This is a genomic window from Amycolatopsis sp. NPDC021455, from assembly GCF_040640995.1.
Lineage (GTDB): Bacteria > Actinomycetota > Actinomycetes > Mycobacteriales > Pseudonocardiaceae > Amycolatopsis.
Genome location: NZ_JBFACT010000059.1, coordinates 1 through 18,263 on the forward strand (window position 1 = coordinate 1; position 18,263 = coordinate 18,263).

At 70.8% G+C, this 18,263-nt stretch carries 16 protein-coding genes; 8 read left to right on the forward strand and 8 right to left on the reverse strand.

Annotated elements, in window-relative coordinates; translation table 11 throughout:
• The first annotated feature begins 138 nt into the window (after positions 1-138).
• The 5 genes from AB0G28_RS38510 (at position 139) to AB0G28_RS38530 (ending at position 5,197) form a co-directional block, all read left to right on the forward strand.
• The gene (locus AB0G28_RS38510) at positions 139-1,671 is read left to right on the forward strand and encodes an ATP-dependent DNA ligase (RefSeq protein ID WP_361101272.1); all 1,533 of its coding nucleotides are present in this window, start codon (positions 139-141) and stop codon (positions 1,669-1,671) included.
• Positions 1,672-1,940: 269 nt separating this feature from the next.
• Positions 1,941-3,233, forward strand: coding sequence for a S53 family peptidase (locus AB0G28_RS38515; protein ID WP_361101275.1), 1,293 nt, complete (start codon positions 1,941-1,943; stop codon positions 3,231-3,233).
• Positions 3,234-3,402: 169 nt separating this feature from the next.
• Positions 3,403-3,843, forward strand: coding sequence for a hypothetical protein (locus AB0G28_RS38520; RefSeq protein WP_361101278.1), 441 nt, complete (start codon positions 3,403-3,405; stop codon positions 3,841-3,843).
• Between the two features lie 96 nt (positions 3,844-3,939).
• Complete coding sequence (locus AB0G28_RS38525; RefSeq protein WP_361101281.1) at positions 3,940-4,563, forward strand: Pr6Pr family membrane protein; 624 nt, start codon at positions 3,940-3,942, stop codon at positions 4,561-4,563.
• A gap of 10 nt (positions 4,564-4,573) precedes the next feature.
• Positions 4,574-5,197 carry an MBL fold metallo-hydrolase gene (locus tag AB0G28_RS38530; protein WP_361101284.1) on the forward strand — a complete coding sequence of 208 codons (624 nt, stop codon included), beginning with the start codon at positions 4,574-4,576 and terminating at the stop codon, positions 5,195-5,197.
• 31 nt (positions 5,198-5,228) lie between these two features.
• Here the strand turns inward: AB0G28_RS38530 and AB0G28_RS38535 are convergent, their stop codons facing one another.
• Together AB0G28_RS38535 and AB0G28_RS38540 are read right to left on the reverse strand one after the other, a co-directional pair.
• On the reverse strand, positions 5,229-5,720 hold the full coding sequence (locus tag AB0G28_RS38535) for a hypothetical protein (protein ID WP_361101287.1): 492 nt from the start codon (positions 5,718-5,720) through the stop codon (positions 5,229-5,231).
• A complete protein-coding gene (locus AB0G28_RS38540) occupies positions 5,714-6,181 on the reverse strand; it encodes a DUF309 domain-containing protein (RefSeq protein WP_361101290.1) in 468 nt (155 codons plus the stop codon). The genes AB0G28_RS38535 and AB0G28_RS38540 overlap by 7 nt, the downstream gene beginning before the upstream one ends.
• A 44-nt stretch (positions 6,182-6,225) precedes the next feature.
• Here AB0G28_RS38540 and AB0G28_RS38545 point away from each other — a divergent pair, with 44 nt between their 5' ends.
• On the forward strand, positions 6,226-7,665 hold the full coding sequence (locus tag AB0G28_RS38545) for a GuaB1 family IMP dehydrogenase-related protein (protein ID WP_361101293.1): 1,440 nt from the start codon (positions 6,226-6,228) through the stop codon (positions 7,663-7,665).
• Position 7,666: 1 nt separating this feature from the next.
• Here the strand turns inward: AB0G28_RS38545 and AB0G28_RS38550 are convergent, their stop codons facing one another.
• The 3 genes from AB0G28_RS38550 to AB0G28_RS38560 form a co-directional block, all read right to left on the reverse strand.
• Positions 7,667-10,738, reverse strand: coding sequence for an amidohydrolase family protein (locus AB0G28_RS38550; RefSeq protein WP_361101296.1), 3,072 nt, complete (start codon positions 10,736-10,738; stop codon positions 7,667-7,669).
• Between the two features lie 105 nt (positions 10,739-10,843).
• Entirely contained in the window at positions 10,844-12,136 is a 1,293-nt protein-coding gene (locus AB0G28_RS38555) for a PhoH family protein (protein ID WP_361101299.1), read from the reverse strand.
• Positions 12,137-12,584: 448 nt separating this feature from the next.
• On the reverse strand, positions 12,585-13,361 hold the full coding sequence (locus AB0G28_RS38560; RefSeq protein WP_361101302.1) for an isoprenyl transferase: 777 nt from the start codon (positions 13,359-13,361) through the stop codon (positions 12,585-12,587).
• A 92-nt stretch (positions 13,362-13,453) separates the two neighbouring features.
• Here AB0G28_RS38560 and AB0G28_RS38565 point away from each other — a divergent pair, with 92 nt between their 5' ends.
• Positions 13,454-14,119, forward strand: a complete 666-nt coding sequence (locus tag AB0G28_RS38565) for a hemolysin III family protein (RefSeq protein ID WP_361101417.1) — start codon at positions 13,454-13,456, stop codon at positions 14,117-14,119.
• 147 nt (positions 14,120-14,266) lie between these two features.
• On the opposite strand, the gene AB0G28_RS38570 is transcribed toward AB0G28_RS38565, so the two are convergent.
• Positions 14,267-14,614: a hypothetical protein gene (locus tag AB0G28_RS38570; RefSeq protein WP_361101305.1), complete on the reverse strand. Its 348-nt coding sequence runs from the start codon at positions 14,612-14,614 to the stop codon at positions 14,267-14,269.
• Between the two features lie 154 nt (positions 14,615-14,768).
• Entirely contained in the window at positions 14,769-15,242 is a 474-nt protein-coding gene (locus AB0G28_RS38575; RefSeq protein WP_361101308.1) for a carboxymuconolactone decarboxylase family protein, read from the reverse strand.
• A 298-nt stretch (positions 15,243-15,540) separates the two neighbouring features.
• On the opposite strand from AB0G28_RS38575, the gene AB0G28_RS38580 reads away from it, so the two are divergent.
• Complete coding sequence (locus AB0G28_RS38580) at positions 15,541-16,278, forward strand: PRC and DUF2382 domain-containing protein (protein WP_361101311.1); 738 nt, start codon at positions 15,541-15,543, stop codon at positions 16,276-16,278.
• Positions 16,279-16,340: 62 nt separating this feature from the next.
• Here the strand turns inward: AB0G28_RS38580 and AB0G28_RS38585 are convergent, their stop codons facing one another.
• Complete coding sequence (locus AB0G28_RS38585; RefSeq protein WP_361101314.1) at positions 16,341-18,230, reverse strand: acyl-CoA dehydrogenase; 1,890 nt, start codon at positions 18,228-18,230, stop codon at positions 16,341-16,343.
• Positions 18,231-18,263 lie beyond the last annotated feature (33 nt).

The following is an 18,263-nucleotide window of genomic DNA, read 5'->3' on the forward strand; positions in this document are numbered from 1 at the left end:
CCAGGGTCCGGAAGTGAGCGCGCGCTCGGCTTGCTGGCCGGCCGTGAAGGCCTCCTTACCGGCTCTTATGGCCGGTAAGGAGGCCTTCACGGACCTTCGCGTCCTGAAATTGTCGGTGGTGCGGGTCATGATGTCGGGGTGTTGCTGAGCGAGTTGGTCCGCGCGTCCGCCGAGCTGGCGGCGACCAGGTCCAGGAAGGCGAAGATCGCCCTCCTGGCCGCGGTGCTGCGCGCGGCGGAGATCGCCGAGCTGCCCACGGTGATCGCGTACCTGACCGGGCAGACCGCGCAGGACAGGCTGGGGGCGGGCTGGCGCACCCTGGCCGGGCTGGGCGCCGGTTCCGCCGCCGGACCGGTGGCCTCGGTGCTGGAGGTGGACGCGGCCCTGACCGCGGCGGCCGGCGTGGCGGCGGGCACCGGCTCCGCGACCCGGCGGCAGGAAGTCCTGCGAGCGCTGTTCGAGCGGCTGACGAAGGACGAGCAGCAGTTCATGTTCCGGCTGGTCACCGGCGAGCTGCGGCAGGGCGCGCTGGAAGGCGTGATGGTCGACGCCATCGCGGCGGCGGCCGAAGTCCCGGCCGGGGACGTACGGCGGGCCTTCATGCTGTCCGGGAAGCTGGGCGTCACCGGCGTCGCGGCGATGACCGGCGGGCAGGCGGCGCTGGCGGAGTTCCGGCTCACCCTCGGCACGCCGATCAAGCCGATGCTGGCGTCGCCGGCGGAGTCGCTCGACGAAGCCGTCGCCGAGCACGCGGAGGCGATCGTCGAGTACAAAATGGATGGTGCGCGGATCCAGGTGCACCGCCAGGGCGACGAGGTGCGCGTGTGGACGCGCACGCTGCGGGAGATCACCGGCAGCGTCGCCGAGCTGGTCGAACTCGTGCGGGCGCTGCCGTGCGAGTCGGTGGTGCTGGACGGCGAAACCCTCGCGCTGACCGACGCCGGGCGGCCGCGGCCGTTCCAGGACACGATGAGCCGGTTCGGCAGCACGCGGGAGGAGCAGGTGAAGGCGCTGCTGCTGCGGCCGTACTTCTTCGACTGCCTGCACCTCGACGGCGTCGACCTGCTGGACGCGCCGCTGTCGGAGCGCAACGCGGCGCTGCGCAAGGTCGCCGGGGCGCACGTGATCCCCGGTGAGATCGGCACTTCGCGGGCTTCTTCGGTCCTGGAGGCGGCGATGAAAGCGGGCCACGAAGGGGTGATGGTCAAGGACCTGGCGTCGCCGTACGCGGCCGGGCGGCGCGGGCGGGCGTGGCTGAAGGTCAAGCCGGTGCACACGATCGACCTGGTGGTGCTCGCGGCGGAGTGGGGCCACGGGCGGCGCACGGGCACGCTGTCGAACCTGCACCTGGGCGCCCGCGACCCGGACGGCGGCCCGCCGATCATGGTGGGCAAGACGTTCAAGGGCATGACCGACGAGCTGCTCGCCTGGCAGACGGAGAAGTTCCAGGAGATCGAGACCCGCCGCGACGACTGGACGGTCTACGTCCGCCCCGAGGTGGTGGTGGAGATCGAGCTGGACAGCGCCCAGGTTTCGACGCGCTACCCCGGCGGCCTTGCGCTGCGCTTCGCCCGCGTGGTCCGCTACCGCCCGGACAAGGACCCGGCGGACGCGGACACGATCGACACGGTCCGCGGCCTCCTCCACGGCGACCGCCCGGAAGACCCCTGACCCGCCCCTCCAGGCACGCGAACCGACCCTCCAAGTACGCGAGCCGACCCTCCAATCACGTGTGATGCCCTTCCAATCACGCGTGATGCCCCCGCAGTCACGCCAGATGCCCGTCGCGGCCCCGGAAAGAGCTACCAAAGTCTCGATCACGACATCTCGTACGTCGGTGGTGCTTTCCCCGCAAAAGGAAAGACGAAAGTCGATGTTGCCCGCTCCCCGTCCTCGACAGAGTGGCTGACGGAATTTCCGGCAGCCAGGGGAGAACCAGCATGAGATTGCGCGCCACCGCGGGCCTGCTCGCGAGCACCACCCTGCTCGTGACGGCGTTCGCCGTCCCGGCGTCCGCCACGCCCGTGCCGAGCACGCCGGGCGCCGGGCACCAGCCGTCGAAGCACCACTTCTCGGCGGCCGCGCGATCGTTCGCCGGTGCCGACACCGTGGAGAAGCGCGTCGCCAAACTGGAAGCGGCGATGGCGTCGCTGCCGAAGGAAAGCACCGCCTACAACGCGACGAAGCTGTGGAACGCCGGGATCACCGGCGCGGGCAGCACCGTCGCGACGCTGGTGTCCTTCGGCGACGACAAGGTCAAGCAGGTCCTGGACACCTACTCGAAGAACCACGGCCTGCCGCCGGCGAACCTCGAGGTGATCCAGCCGTCCGGGCCGGTGCCCGCGTGCACCGCTCCCGGTGTCGACACCGCGACCTGCCAGGGCTGGGGCGGCGAGACCGACCTCGACGTCACGATGATGCACGCCATGGCGCCGAACGCGAAGATCATCGTCGCGGCGACGCCGGTCGCGGAGACGCAGGGCTTCACCGGCCTGCCCGAGATGATGCACGCCGTCGACTACATGACCGAGCACAAGCTGGTCGACGTCATCTCGATGAGCTTCGGCACGACCGAGGAGAACTTCCCGTCGTTCGACTCGATCAAGACGCTCGACCCGGCGCTGGACCGCGCGAGCAAGGCCGGGATCACGATGGTCGCGTCCTCCGGCGACGACGGCCCGACCGGCGGGTACCTCTACGGCCCGGGCAACTACCCGTACCGCGTCGCGAGCTGGCCGGCGTCCGACCCGCGCGTGACGACGCTCGGCGGCACCCAGCTGCACCTCGACGCGAACGGCAACCGCACCAAGCCGGACGACGTCGTGAACGTCGCCGACAACGGGTTCGCGGAGGGCGCCGGGCTGTCGAAGACGTACGCGCGGCCGAACTGGCAGGACGGCGTCAAGAAGATCACCGGCAGCAAGATGCGCTCGTTCCCGGACATCAGCATGGAAGGCGTCTTCGGCACGTCGCAGTCCGCGCCGCTGTTCGCCGGCGTGCTCGCGCTCGCGGTGCAGGCCAAGCACGGCAAGCTCGGCCAGATCAACCCGGCGCTGTACGAGAAGCTGGGCCCGGCGGGCACGAAGGCGGGGATCGTCGACGTCACCGAGGGCGACAACAGCCAGGACGGCGTCGTCGGCTTCACCGCGGCGAAGGGCTTCGACATCGCCACCGGCTGGGGCACGGTCGACGCCTCGGTGTTCGTCCCGGCGCTGGTGAAAGCGCTGCGCTGACTCGTCCGGCCACGGAGGTGACGTTCGACCGTTCGAACGTCACCTCCGCGGCGAAGCCGTGCCGAAATGGCGACATTTTTCCCGACCCGGCCGGGCTTCGGCGATCCCTAGAGTGCGCTCCTCGCAAGCGATCCCGCTCACTTCCCGAGCGGTCACGGAGGAGCCAGAAGTGGTCAGCAAGGAACAGATGAAGGCGGCGATCCACGCCGCTTTCGATTCGGTCGTCGCCGACGGGGCGAGCTACACCAAGGTGTACGCCGCGGAAATCAGGCAGAAGAACTACCTGGTCTTCCGCACCACGTCGGTCGCGAACTTCGCGCTGGGCTTCAAGCCCGGGCAGACCGACCTCGTCCTCGTCCCGCTCGAGGAGAAGAACGGCACCGTCACGGCGGGCTCGCCGCTGACGATCAACGACGCCAACCGGGCGTCGGTGAAGAAGCGCGACCTGCAGGGCCGGTTCGTGATCAAGACGACCGACGGCCGGACGTTCCGGCTCAGCATCATCCCGTCCGTGACGAAGCTCCTGGCCGCCGCCTACCAGCTGCCGGTCGAGCAGAAGGCGGAGTACGAGGCGTTCGTCGCACTCCGGGACACGCTCCTCGCGGCGTAGCACCCCCTCGGGGCTGTCCACGCGCTGGGCAGCCCCAGCCCGCCGAGAACCGATCGGGTAGTCCACAATGGAGTTACCGACCGGTATTGTCGGTGGATGCACAGTCCGAAGCTCACCCGCGCCTGGTTCGCGGTCACCGCACTGGTCGCCCTGACCGGCCTGGTCGTCCAGGTGATCGTCACCGCGGGCGACACCGGCGGCCGCTTCACGACGGTCGCGGGCCGGGTGGCGAACCTGTTCTGCTTCTTCACGATCGACTCGAACCTGCTGGTCATCGCGACGTCGGCGCTGGTGGCCTTCGGCGCGGCGCGGGGCGTGCTGTTCCGGGTGCTCTGGCTCGACGCGCTGGCCGGCATCATCGTGACCGGCATCGTCTACCAGGTCGCCCTCGCCGGCCTGCACGACCTGCACGGTCTCGCGTTCTTCGCCGACACGATGCTGCACAAGGTGACGCCGATCCTGTTCGTGCTCGGCTGGCTCCTGGCCGGCCCGCGCGTGGCCTTCACGTGGCGCACCGTCTGGTGGTCGCTGGCCTACCCGCTGACGTGGCTCGCGTTCACGCTCCCCCGCGGCGCGCTCACCGGTTTCTACCCGTACCCGTTCGTCGACGCGGCCGCCCTCGGCTACGGCCAGGTGGCGCTGAACTGCGTCTTCATCGGGCTCTTCTTCACCGCGCTCGGCGCCGGCGCCTTCCTGTACGACCGCCGGTTCGCCCACTAGGGTCGGGCGCATGACGGCGATCGTGCAGAACCTGGTGACCTCCGGCGTCTTCCGGCTCGACGGCGGCAGCTGGGACGTCGACAACAACGTGTGGGTCGTGGGCGACGACGCCGAAGTGATCGTCATCGACGCGGCCCACGACGCGAAGGCGATCGAGAACGTCGTGGGCGAGCGGAAGCTGCTCGCGATCGTCTGCACGCACGCGCACAACGACCACGTCAACGCCGCGCCACAGCTCGCCGCGGCCACCGGCGCGCCGATCCTGCTGCACCCGGACGACCGCGTCCTCTGGGACCAGACCCACCCGGACCGCGCGCCGGACGGCGAGCTGAAGGACGGCCAGGCGCTCACGGTCGCGGGCACGGAACTCCGCGTGATCCACACGCCGGGGCACGCGCCCGGCGCGGTCTGCCTGTACGCCGGGGAGCTCGGCGTGCTGTTCACCGGCGACACGCTCTTCCACGGCGGCCCCGGCGCCACCGGACGGTCCTATTCGGACTATCCGACCATCGTGCAGTCCATCCGCGAGAAGCTGTTCACGCTCCCGGACACCACGAAGGTCCACACCGGACACGGCGAAGGCACGACGATCGCCGCCGAGAAGGCCGCTTCGGCCGGCTGGGACCAGCCCTAGGAACGGGGCACTTTCCCGTGAAAGTGCCCCGTCAGGAGGTGTGCTTCCGGGCGACGAGGGCGAACTCCTCGATCGACCGGTCCAGCGCGACCACGGCGTCCCGGACGGCCGTCGGCAGCACGACCCGGGTGAACACGCCGTCGTCGTCCGGCGCGTGCCGCACGTGGTGCAGGTCCATGTCCTTCCGCCGCACGTCCTTGGCCGCGTCGACCAGTTCGTCCGGCCCGCTCATCACCAGGAGCCCGAGCAGGGACCGCATCTCCGCGCGCGCCGTGTAGTAGTCGTCTTCGTACGCCGAGACCCGCTCGTCGGCCTTTTGGCGGTAGCTGACGTTGATGCTGACGAGGTGCTGCCGCGCCCGGGCGGCGGCCTCGATGTACCTGCCGCAGCGGTCGGCCCGGTCCTGGCGCACCTTCGCGCGCCGGGCGGCGTTGAGTTTCAGCGGTTCGACCAGCGCGCCCAGCGTGACGCCGACCAGGGACGCGATCGCCGCGATGACCGCGGCACCGAGCGCCGTCAGCACGTCAGCCGCGGTGCGCTCGGCGACACCCGGACCCGCTGCTTGGCTTCTTCCGCCAGCGTGAGCGCCCACTCCTGCAGGCCGCCGACGTCGATGCCGTGCGGCGGGTCGCTCCGGAACGGCTCGATGTTCGCCGCGCCCCGCTCCAGCAGCGACACCGCGCCGACGTTGTTGCCGCGAGCGGCGTGCGTCAGGCCGACGGCCAGCTGCGCGAGGCCGCGCCAGAGTTCGCGATCCGGGCCGTCGGTGGTCTTCCAAGCGTCCTCGAAGACCTCGTGCGCGTGGAACGGCTTGCCGTCGTCGAGCAGCCGCTGGGCCTCCGCAAGCGTTTGCGCCGGGGTCCGCACGACCCCCTCCGGCTGGCGCTCGACGCCGTCGGAGCCGTACGGCAACGGCCGGCCGAGGCCGTCGCGCGGCCGTGCGTTGCGTGCCCGTCCTTCGGCATCCCGGTCGCGGCGGCTCATACCCTCAGATCCTGCCACGGGCCCGGCAGGTAGTCTGGTGACTCGTGCGTTTCCTCGACGGCCACCGGCCCGCCCACGACCTGACCTACGACGACGTGTTCCTGCTGCCGAACCGTTCGGACGTGGAGTCCCGCTTCGACGTCGACCTCTCCACCGCGGACGGCACCGGCGCCACCATCCCGATCGTGGTCGCGAACATGACCGCGGTCGCCGGCCGCCGGATGGCCGAGACCGTCGCCCGCCGCGGCGGGCTGGTCGTGCTCCCGCAGGACGTCGATCCCGACGCCGTCGCCGAGATCGTCACCTGGGTGAAGAGCCGCCACACGGTCTGGGACACGCCGCTGGTGCTGACCGGCGGCGACGCGGTCGCCGACGCCCTCAACCTGGTCCACAAGCGCGCTCACGGCGCTGTCGTCGTCGTGGACGGCGAAGGCCGCCCGGTCGGCATCGTCGACGAAGCGGCCTGCGCGGGCGTCGACCGCTTCGCGCGTCTCGCCGACGTCGCGCAGCCGGCGAGCGTCGCGGTCCCGCTCACGACGCCGGCGCGCGAGGTGTTCGAGCTGCTGACCAGCCACGGCGCTCACCTGGCGCTCGGCCTCGACGCCGACGGCCGGCTCGCGGGCGTCCTGACCGCCGTCGGGGCTCTGCGCGCGGAGATCTACACCCCGGCCGTCGACGACGCGGGCAAGCTGCGGGTCGCGGCCGCGATCGGGGTCAACGGCGACGTCGCGGCGAAGGCCGACGCGGTCCTGAAAGCGGGCGTCGACGTGCTGGTCGTCGACACCGCGCACGGGCACCAGGAGAAGATGATCGCCGCGCTGAAGGCCGTCCGGTCGGTGTCGCCGCAGGTCCCGGTGGTCGCCGGGAACGTCGTGACCGCCGAGGGCACGCGCGACCTGATCCAGGCCGGCGCCGACGTCGTCAAGGTCGGCGTCGGGCCGGGCGCGATGTGCACCACCCGGATGATGACCGGCGTGGGCCGCCCGCAGTTCTCCGCGGTCGCCGACTGCGCGGCCGCCGCGCGCGAGCTGGGCAAGCACGTCTGGGCCGACGGCGGGATCCGCCACCCGCGCGACGTCGCGCTGGCGCTGGCCGCGGGCGCGTCCGCGGCGATGGTCGGCTCGTGGTTCGCCGGCACCTACGAATCCCCCGGCGACCTGCGGTTCGACGAGCAGGGACGGCCCTACAAGGAGTCGTTCGGCATGGCGTCGAAGCGTGCGGTGGGCGCGCGGACGCGGACGGACAACTCGTTCGACCGCGCGCGGAAGGCGCTGTTCGAGGAGGGCATCTCGTCGTCGCGGATGTCGCTGGACCCGCAGCGCCCGGGCGTCGAGGACCTCCTCGATTCGATCGGCTCCGGCGTGCGTTCGTCCTGCACCTACGCCGGTGCGCGGACCCTGGAGGAGTTCCACGAGCGCGCGCTGCTGGGCGTCCAGTCGGCCGCCGGCTTCGCCGAAGGCCGTCCGCTGCCTTCGGGTTGGTGACTCAGCCCGCGCAGCACACGTGTTCGGACCACTCCGGAACGTGCCACCAGTGCTGTTTCTCCGCCGACCGCGCCGCGGGCACCACTTCGGTGGCTGCCCGCGCGCCCGGCTGGTTCCGGTAGGGCGCCAGCAGCTCGCCGACCGTCCGCAGCACCCCGCCGACCATGACAGTGCGGACGTTCGCGGCCGCCTTGATGTCCTGCAAGGGGTTGCCGCTGACGAGCGACAGATCGGCGTACGCCCCTCGCTTGAGCACCCCGATCCGGTCCTCGAGCCCCAGCCACCGCGCCGGGTTGCGGGTGGCCGTGGTGAGCGCCTCGTACGGCGTGAACCCGAACGTCACCATGGCCCGCAGGTTCTGGTGGGTGGAGACGGCCACGTTGTCCAGCGGGGAGTCCGTGCCGGTGACCACGAACCCGCCCGCCCGGTGGATCCGCAGCACCATGTCGACGTTCCCGGCGAGGACCTGGCGGACGTAGGCGTTCTCCGGGTTGCCTGCGGTGTCCGCCGTGGTCTTGAGCAGCGCGTACTCCCACGGCGGGAAAAGGACCTCGGTGCGCTCGTCGGTCACGAGCGACTTGTCGTCCGCGTACAACGCCCGGGACGTGAACAACGTCGGCGTGATCGACATCCCCGAGCGGGCGAACAGGGCGATCGCGTCCTGGTACGACCGGCCGACCCGGCTGACGGTGTGCGAGTACCCGAGCCGGTTGGTGGCCCCGGTGTGCTCCATCGCGTCCATGCCGATGTTCGCCGCCGGGTACAGGTAGTGCGACGACAGCGGGATCCCCGCCCGGTGTGCGGCCCGGACTACGGCCTGCTGGGAGGCCACGGGAAGCCGGACGTACGTCTTGATCATGTCGTACTCCAGCTCGACCGCGCGGGACAGCTCCAGGTCCAGCTGCTCGGGCGAAAGCGTCGGCCGCATGAAGTTGTAGTAGATCCGGGAGCCGTCGATGGCTTCGCCGGTGCCGAAGTACCTTGGCCCGACGCGGTTTCCGGATTCCAGCGCCTCGCGTGTTTCCAGCATCTGGTACACCGGGTCGCCGGGCGAGCGGGTCGTGGTGATGCCGTAGGACAGCCACAGCCTGCCCTGCCGGTCACCCCACTGCCGGCCGCGCAGGTGCCAGTGGTTGTGGATGTCGATCAGCCCGGGCATGGCGGTCAGGTCGCGCGCGTCGACGGTCCCGGGCGCGTCCCGGTGCGGCCGGACGTCGGCGATCCGGCCGCCGTCGACGACGATGTCGACGTCCCGCCTCAGCGTCCGGGCGACGCCGTCCCACGCCGCGCCGACGTGGATGACGGTCCGCCGCGGTGGGCGCGGCCGGGCCCACGTGAAGTCGAGCCGGATCGTGCGCGGCTCGCCACCGGCGATCTTCTGGGCCTTGAGCTGCCCCTTCGACAGGTACACGAGCGTGTCGTTCCCTTGCCAGGCCAGGGAATCGGTGACGTCGTGGGTGACCTGCCTCGGCGCCCCGATCAGCCGTCCGGTGCCGTCGACGGGAGCGATCCAGGCCACGCTTTCGACCGTGAACGCGAGGTACCGGCCGTCGGGTGACCACAGTGGACCGTCGTCGCCGCGGGTGGCGAGCGAACGGAACGGCATCGGCTCGGCGTAGCGGAGTTCGCCGGTCTTCAGACCGACGGTGAGGATCTGGCTGGTGCCTTCGCGGTACCGCCGCGAGTACGGCTTCACCGCGGCCAGCGCGAGGACCGACCCGTCGGGCGACCAGGTGGGCCGGCCCGGCATGAACAGCGGCGGTGTCACCTGCTGGGCTTTGGCCGTGGCCACGTCGTAGATCCACGTGGCGCCGTCCTGGTCGGCGTACGCCACCCGGCCGCCGTCCGGCGACCACCGCGGCGCGACCTGGGCGCCCGCCTGCTGGGTGAGGACGGTGTCCTGGCCGGTGCCGAAGTCGTGCAGCCACAGGTCGGCGGTGCCGAGCCGGTCGCTGGTGTAGAGCAGCTTCGTCCCGTCCGGGTGGAAGTCCGGGTCGGAGTTGAAGTAGCCGTCGCCGATCAGCCGCTGCGGCCGGCCCCCGCCCGCCGCGACGACGTAGATCGCGTTGAGGGCCCGGAACGCGATCCGCTTGCCGTCCCGGGACACCACCGGACCGGCGATGCCCCGGACGGGCTTCGGCGCGGCCGAGTCGAGGTCACGGACCCGCCTCCGGTAGTCCCGTGGTGCCGTGGACACGCCCGCTTCGAACGGAATGTCCTTGACGGCGCCGGATTCCTCGCGCCGCCGGATGTGCCCGTCGGCGGTGTAGAGCACGGCGGACCCGGACCAGTTCGCGGCGAAGCCGAAGACGTCCTCGCCCTTGGTCAGCTGCTGGTCACCGAGCATGAGGTCCGCGTCGGCGCCGCGCAGCCGCAGGTAGCTGGGCTGCCCGCCGGGACCGAACGCGGGGCCGTAGACCTTGTCGGTGCCGGTCGCGGTGACCAGGCGCGAGCGGGCGCCGGTGGCCAGGGTGACGACGTCGATGGCGGTGTCGTTCACGGTGAAGACGAGCTTCGTACCGTCGGCCGACCACCGCGGCGACGCCTCTTCGTCGGCGGTGGACACCACGGTGCTGATCGCTCCGGAGGCGACGTCGAGCAGGTGGATGCCGTAGCTGCCGTCCCGGTCGCTGCTGAAGGCGAGCTTGGTGCCGTCCGGGGAGAACACGGGCTCCCGGTGGTCGAACCGCCCGCTGGTGAGCTTGCGGGGCGGGCCACCCGCGACATCGATGACGTAGAGGTGGAAGTTGCCGTCGCGGTAGGACTGGAACGCGATCCGGCGGCCGTCCGGCGACCAGCTGGGGAGCGTCGCGTCCTGCAGGTCGTCGGTGAGCCGCCGGGCGCGGCCGCCGGCGGCGGGCAGCACCCAGATCCCGGTGACCAGGTCGACCGCGATCCACCGGCCGTCCGGGGACAGCGCGGCGGACATGTTCGTGCCCTGCCGCAGCACCACACCGCCCGGTCCGGCGTCCGGTTCGGCTTCGGCCACCCCCGCCCCGGCCACGGTCAGCGCGGCAGCGGCTGCGCCACTGCGGACGAGAAGCTCACGACGAGAAAGATTTTCCGGCCCCATCCGGCTCACTATGCCCAGCGCCGGATCGGCCGCATAGCGGCCGAGCGGGTTTTTCACCGGAAGCCCGGCAAACGCGGAAACGTTTGCCGGACCTCCGGGTGCAGGTCAGCCGTGGTCCTCCAGCATCTCGGTGACGAGGGCGGCGATCGGCGACCGCTCCGAGCGCGTCAGCGTGACGTGCGCGAACAGCGGGTGACCCTTCAGCTTCTCGATCACCGCCGAGACGCCGTCGTGCCGTCCGACGCGCAGGTTGTCACGCTGGGCGACGTCATGCGTGAGCACCACCCGCGATGCCGTGCCGAGCCGCGAAAGCACCGTGAGCAGGACGTTGCGCTCCAGCGACTGCGCCTCGTCGACGATGACGAACGTGTCGTGCAGCGAGCGGCCGCGGATGTGCGTCAGCGGGAGCACCTCGAGCATGCCGCGGTCGAAGACCTCGTCGAGGACGTCCTGGCTGACCAGCGCGCCGAGGGTGTCGAACACCGCCTGCGCCCACGGCTGCATCTTCTCGCTCTCGGACCCGGGCAGGTAGCCGAGGTCCTGGCCGCCGACCGCGTAGACCGGCCGGAACACCACGACCTTGCGGTGCTGACGGCGTTCCATCACCGCCTCCAGGCCGGCGCACAGCGCGAGCGCCGACTTGCCGGTGCCGGCCCGGCCGCCCAGCGACACGATGCCGACGTCGGAGTCGAGCAGCAGGTCGAGCGCGACGCGCTGCTCGGCGCTGCGGCCGTGCAGGCCGAACGCCTCGCGGTCGCCCCGGACCAGCCGGATGCGCTTGTCCGCGGTGATCCGCCCCAGCGCGCTGGAGCTGCCCGCGAGCAGCCGCAGCCCGGTGTGGCAGGGCAGCCCGGCGAGCTCGTCCATGCCCCATTCGACGGGGTCGACGGTGCTGCCGCCGAACAGCGCGTCGAGGAGTTCCTGCTGGACGTCGACGTCCGCCATGCCGGTCCAGCCCGACGGCGTCACTTCCTGCGCGCGGTACTCGTCCGCCTCGAGACCGACGGCCCCGGCCTTGACCCGCAGCGGGATGTCCTTCGTCACCAGCGTGACCGCCTGGTTCTCCGCCGCGAGGTTGAGCGCGCAGGCGAGGATGCGGTGGTCGTTGGAGTCGGTCCGGAACCCGGACGGGAGCACCGACGGGTCCGAGTGGTTCAGCTCCACCTGCAGCGTGCCGCCGTGGTCCCCGATGGGGAGCGGCGCGTCGAGCCTGCCGTACTGCCGGCGCAGGTCGTCGAGCATGCGCAGGGATTCCCGGGCGAACCAGCCGAGCTCCGGGTGGTGGCGCTTCGCCTCCAGTTCACTGATGACGACCAGCGGAAGCACGACGGCATGCTCGGCGAAGCGGGTGACCGCCCACGGGTCCGAAAGGAGGACCGACGTGTCGAGCACGTACATGTGCTGCTGGGATTCGGGCGAGGTCGAGGCTTTCTCCGGGCCGGAAGCGGCACCGGTCGAAGAGTGGCCAGAGGCCTTACGGGGCAAACGCTGCGCAGTCACGACGGCATCTCCCTCGAGGGCGTGTGCACCTCACGCCCGCACTCGCTGGGCCGGGCACCTCCCTGGCTGGACCACTCCTCCTGACCGGTGAGTCAGGTGGCGCGGCCACGAGGGCCGGGTGCCGGCCCCCTCGAGCGTCTCGTGGGCGGCTGAGCCGCCCCCTCGATCACCGCCACGACCAGGGCCTCCCGCGAGGACCCGCATGGGACGCGCGCCCTCACCTCGGAAGGTACCCACGAAAGCGGGTTCGCGCAGGGAGCCAACACGGTGATTCGCCAAACCGTCACCTCACCGACGCCCACCGGGCATCGACGCTGAGTGACTCCCGCGGCGCTGACCAGGTGTTCTACGAGCCGAACCGGCGGTGCCGCCACGCGTAGTCACGCATCGCACGCAGGAAGTCGACGCGGCGGAAAGCGGGCCAGTACGCCTCGGTGAACCAGAATTCCGAGTGCGCGGACTGCCAGAGCAGGAACCCGGAAAGCCGCTGCTCACCGGAGGTGCGGATGATCAGGTCGGGGTCCGGCTGCCCGGAGGTGTAGAGGTGCTCGGAGATGTGGTCGACGTCGAGGATCTTCGCCAGCTCGTGGATGGACGTGCCCTCGTCGGCGTGCTGGAGCAGCAGCTTGCGCACGGCGTCCGCGATCTCCTGCCGCCCGCCGTAACCGACGGCGACGTTCACCTCCATCCCGGTGCGGCCTTCGGTCCGCGCGGCGGCTTCGCTGAGCCGCTTCGCGACTTCGGCCGGCAGCAGGTCGAGGGCGCCGACGATCCGCAGCCGCCACGGCGTCCCGGGCGCGGCGAGCTCGTCGGTGACGTCGGTGATGATCTTCAGCAGCGGCGTGAGCTCGTCCGGGTCGCGGTTGAGGTTGTCGGTGGACAGCAGCCACATGGTGACGACCTCGACGTCGGCTTCCTGACACCAGCTCAGGAAGTCCGCGATCTTCTTCGCCCCGGCCCGGTGGCCGTCCGAAACGTCCGTGAAGCCCGCTTCACGGGCCCAACGGCGGTTGCCGTCGAGCATGATGGCGATGTGCCGGGGATGCCGCCCGGCGGCCTGCTGGATGAGGCGCCTGCCGTAGGCGCTGTACACGACGTCGGACAAGAAGGAGCGCACACTCACGTCGAGCCAGCGTACGCACCCGGTGTGAGGCGTGTGACTTGAGCACTGCCGGAGAACCTACGCTCCCGTAACCTGGATGAGTGAGCCAGACGATGACGGAACCACCCGAGCCCGTAGTGGACCTCCGCCCCCGGCTGCGCGGGCACATCCACTTCTGGACGTTCTTCGGAGCCCTGGCCGCGGCGGCGGCGCTGATCAGCCTGGCGGCGGCCACGGTGTCCCCGGTCGCCGCACTGGCGACGTCGGTCTACGGCCTGACGGTGCTGGGCCTGTTCGGCGTGAGCGCGCTGTACCACCGCCGCTTCTGGAGCCCCCGCGCGTACAAGTGGATGAAGCGCGCCGACCACTCGATGATCTTCCTGTTCATCGCGGGCACGTACACGCCGTTCACGCTCTTGGCGATGTCGAAGCCGACGGGCTACGTGATCCTGTCGATCGTCTGGGGCGGCGCCATCGCGGGCGTGGCGCTGAAGATGCTGTGGCCGCACGCACCGCGCTGGCTCGGCGTCCCGATCTACATCGCGCTCGGCTGGGTGGCGGTGTTCGTGTTCCCGGAACTGGCGACGCACGCCGGAGCCGCGGCACTGGTGCTGCTGTGCGTGGGCGGGCTGTTCTACACGCTGGGGGCGGTGTTCTACGCCGTCAAGTGGCCCAACCACTGGCCTGAGACCTTCGGGTACCACGAGTACTTCCACGCGTGCACCGTGCTGGCGGCCGTGTCGCACTACATCGCTATCTGGCTGGCCATGTACGCCTGACCGGTCAGCCCCACCCTGCGGCGGACCACGAACACCGGATGCACGAAAAGCGCGGCCACTCGAGGAGTGGCCGCGCTTTTGGCAGAGGGACCGCGGGTGGCTGATGCACACTCAACCACCCACCCGCGAATCCTCTTGGTCAGGCCGTCAGCCCGCCGAGTTGCCGTTGCAGGCGACGTACGACGGGTTGTGGTCGACCGTCAGCAGCTCCACCGGGCCGTTCCACTGCCACGGCAGCAGGCAGGCGTTGTTGAGGATGCTGATGCCACCACCGCCGCCGGTGGAGTTGTTGTTGCAGGCCGCGTACGCGGGGGCGTGACCGGCGTGCAGGACTTCGAAGGGACCGTTCCACTGCCACGGGGCGGCGCACAGGTTGTCGCCGATGCTGATGCCGCCACCCGGGTGGTGGCCACTCTCACCGGCGGAAGCCGGCGCGGCAACAGCGAGCATGGCGCCACCGATGACTGCGGCTGCGAAGAGCGTTTTCTTCATCATGGTCAAACCATCGGGCGATCAGGGTCAGTCCTTTATCGACATCACCCGATGAGCTGGTCAACATCACCCGTAACGGCACTCGAACACGTTGCGCCCGGCGGAGTCCGGGGACCTGTGCCACGGTTGAGCGTCCCCCTTGCTCCTCTTCGGACAGTCAGCCGAACATGCCCGGCTGGTACTCCCCGGCCGGGTTGCGGACGATCACGTTCAGCCGGTTCCACGCGTTGATCGACGCGATCAGCGCGATCAGCGCGCCGATCTGCTCGTCGTCGTAGTGCTTGCGGACCGTCGCCCACGTATCGTCGCTGACACCCTCGTGGGCGTCGGCCAGCCGGGTGCCCTCCTCCGTCAGCGCCAGGGCCGCGCGCTCCGCTTCGCTGAACACCACCGCTTCGCGCCACGCCGCCACCATCGCCAGGCGCACCGCCGTCTCGCCGGCCGCCGCCGCGTCCTTCGTGTGCATGTCGAGGCACATCCCGCAGCCGTTGATCTGGCTCGCGCGGATCTTCACCAGCTCCTGCGTCGCTTTGGGCAGCGACGACTCCTCGACCGGCCGCGACGCCGTGATCAGGCGCTTGACGAACTTGCCGACGATCTCGTTCTCGAACATGTTGAGCCGCGCTTCCATGGTGTTCCCCTTTTCATCGTTGTGCTTCACCCCCTTGACGAGGTGCGCGACGGCGTTGTGACAGCCCCCGACGTGACGCCGGTCACGTGCACACCTTCGCGGCATCGCCCGCGCCGCCGGTCACGCCCGGGACACCCCGCTCCACCTGCGGCACCCATCCCCGCCTGGCCCGCGGAGAGCGCTTCAAACCACCACGTTCAGGGGTCACCCACCGGGACACCGCGACGGTTGCCGTGCTCGTCGATGCGGCCGACGGTGGGCTGACCAGGAACCGACGAGGGGAAGGAGCCCGACCGCGATGGCCAAGACCATGCAGCCCCAGGAACTCATCGACAGCGCCGTGGTCGACCCGGCAGGCAACAAGCTCGGCAAGGTCGGCAACGTCTACCTCGCCGACGCGACACGCCGCCCGGAGTGGATCACCGTCAAGACCGGCCTGTTCGGCACCAAGGAGAGCTTCGTCCCGCTCTCCGGCGCGCACACGGAGGAGGACGGCGTCCACGTCCAGGTCGGCAAGGACAGCGTCTCCGGCGCGCCGCGCATCGACGCCGACGGGCACCTTTCGCCCGAGGAGAGCGAGCGGCTCTACCACCACTACGGCCTGCCGGTGCCGCGCACGTCGCCCGACGGGCGCACGGACCGGGCCGGCGGCCGGGACCGGTCCGGAATGGACGGCAAGGGCATGACCCGCTCCGAGGAGCGGCTGAACGTCGGCACCGAGCAGGTCGAGACCGGGCGCGTGCGGCTGCGCAAGTACGTCGTCACCGAAGAACAGCAGGTCACCGTCCCGGTCCGGCACGAAGAGGTCCGCGTCGAACGGGAACCGGTCACCCGCGGCGAACGCGGCGCCGAGATCGGCGAGGCGGAACAGGACGTCGTGCTGCACGCCGAAAAGCCCGTGGTGCGCAAGGAAACCGTGCCGGTCGAGCGGGCGCGCCTGCGGACCGAGACGGTCAGCGACGAGCGGACCGTGTCCGGCGAGGTCCGCAAGGAGCGGTTCGAGGTCACCGGCGACGAAGGGGAACGGCGCCACTGACGGCTCCCGCGGGGGTGGCCGGTCCCCGATGCCGGCCACCCCCGCGGGTCACCACGGCAGGTTCAGGAGCGCAGCATCGGCGCCGCGAGGAACTGTTCCGGGATGGCGAACGCGTCCACCAGCGTGCGCGCGTGCGGGCGCAGCTGGGAGCACAGCCGGTTCACCGCCGACGTGACGGCCTTCGCGCGCGACGCCGTCAGGCGGCCGTGGCCCAGGAACCACGCCAGGTCCTCTTCGATCGCCGACAGCGCGTACAGGTCACAGACGCGCTCGAGCAGCGCCCGGGCGTCCGGGTCTTCGCAACGCTCGACCGCCGACGCGAACGCTTCCAGCACCAGCCGTTCGACGTGGACGCGGCCGGCGCGCAGGACGTGGTCCTGCGCCGAGTTGAACACGCCGAACGGGTCGGAAGCCGCCTTGCGGAGGCGTTTCGCCACGCCTTCGACCACGTGCTCTTCGCGGTCCTCGAACAGCCGGAGCTGCCACTCGCGACGGAAGAAGACGTCCGAGTCGGACCCTTCGGTGAGCGACTCGAGCGCCTTGCGCACCGACGTCCGCTCCAGGATCGTGCTGACCACCTGGTCGGTGAAGAACCGCGCCGTCGCCAGCGGCGAGAGGTCCTCGAAGTCCTGCTTGTAGCTGGTCAGCAGCCCTTTCGCGACCAGTTGCAGCAACACCGTGTTGTCGCCTTCGAACGTCGTGAAGACGTCGGTGTCGGCCTTCAGCCCGGGCAGCAGGTTCTCCGACAGGTAACCCGCGCCGCCGCACGCCTCGCGCGCGGCCTGGATCGCCGACGTCGCGTGCCAGGTCGCGAGCGCCTTGAGGCCGGCGGCGCGCGATTCCAGCTCGCGCTGCTCCTCCTCGGGCGCCGACGAGTCGATGTCGTGCAGCTTCGAGACCAGCTCTTCCTGCGCGAAGTGCAGGGCGTACGTCTTCGCCAGCGCCGGCAGGAGTTTCCGCTGGTGGGCGAGGTAGTCGAGGACGACGACCTCGTCGCCGTCCGGCTTGGCGAACTGGCGGCGGACCTCGCCGTAGCGGATCGCCAGCGTCAGCGCGCGTTTCGTGGCGCTGCCCGCGCTGCCCGCGACGCTCACCCGGCCGCGGATCAGCGTGCCGAGCATCGTGAAGAACCGGCGGCTGTCGCTCTCGATCGGGCTCGAATACGTCCCGTCCCCGGCGACCTCGCCGAAGCGGTTCAGCAGGGCCTCACGCGGGACACGGACATTGTCGAAGCTCAACCGTCCATTGTCGACACCGTTGAGCCCGGCCTTCGGCCCGCAGTCCTCGATGGACACCCCGGGCATCGGCGCGCCGGTCTCGTCGCGGATCGGCACCAGGAACGCGTGCACGCCGCGCGACTCGCCGCCCGTCACCAGCTGCGCGAACACCACCGCCAGCCGGCCGTCGCGGGCCGCGTTGCCGATGTATTCCTTCCGCGCCATGGCATCCGGCGTGTGCACGACGAAGCCGCCGTCCGCGAAGGTCGCCGTGGTGCGCAGGTGCTGGACGTCGGAACCGTGGCCGTGCTCGGTCATCGCGAAGCAGCCCAGCAGGTCGAGGTCCATGATCGCGCGCAGGTAGCGCTCGTGGTGCCGGGCGGTCCCGAGCAGCTGGACGGCGCCGCCGAACAGGCCCCACTGGACGCCGGCCTTCACCATCAGCGACAGGTCGCCGTAGCCGAGCATCTCGAACGACGTCACCGAGCCGCCGACGTCGCCACCACCGCCGTACGCCGGGTCGAAGCCGAGGCCGGGCCGGTCGGTCTCGGCGAGCGCGCGCAGCTGGTCGAGCACCTGGGCGCGGTGCGCCTCGATGTCGAGGTCCACCGGGTCCCGGAACTGCGTCTCGGCCATCTGCGCCCGCACCCCGCGGCGCAGCTCGGCCCAGCGGCCGTCGAGGACGGCGGTCAGCGCGTCCGGACCCACCTTCGAGGGCACTTCGGGGACGTCCACGGTTACCTCCGGAAAGGACGAGCGGCAGGCTTC